This is a genomic window from Salmonella sp. SAL4457 (assembly GCF_046548235.1).
GTDB lineage: Bacteria > Pseudomonadota > Gammaproteobacteria > Enterobacterales > Enterobacteriaceae > Salmonella > Salmonella enterica.
The window spans coordinates 1-296 of the sequence record NZ_JBGDZO010000302.1 but is presented as its reverse complement, the minus strand read 5'-3'; the positions used below and the strand labels follow the sequence as shown (position 1 = coordinate 296).

General features: G+C 66.2%; 1 pseudogene. It reads right to left on the bottom strand.

The features are described from left to right. Window positions 1–233 (bottom strand): annotated as a pseudogene (locus ACLJNW_RS24380) (hypothetical protein); the annotation flags it as partial. Window positions 234–296 lie beyond the last annotated feature (63 nt).

The window sequence follows — 296 nt, the reverse complement described above, 5'->3', positions numbered from 1 at the left end:
ATGACGGTGTGCAGGACGTTCTCGTCCACTGCGCGCATGGCCCTGAGCAGGCGCTGCTGGTTGGGGATCACCTGGTTCTGCACGCGCTCGTAGAAGTAACCGGCTGCCTGCGGATCGACGTGCGGGTCGCGCCCCGGCTCGACCCAGGCACGCTGCATGTCGACGAACAGGATGGCGGTCTGCCGGCGGCCGAATGGCAGGTCGCGCGGCGAGTGGTGGGGCAGGCTGAACATCGGGTCATTCCTCCAGAATATGACTGCTGAACGCGTTGCGGAGCTGGTCGATGCCCTCCAGGC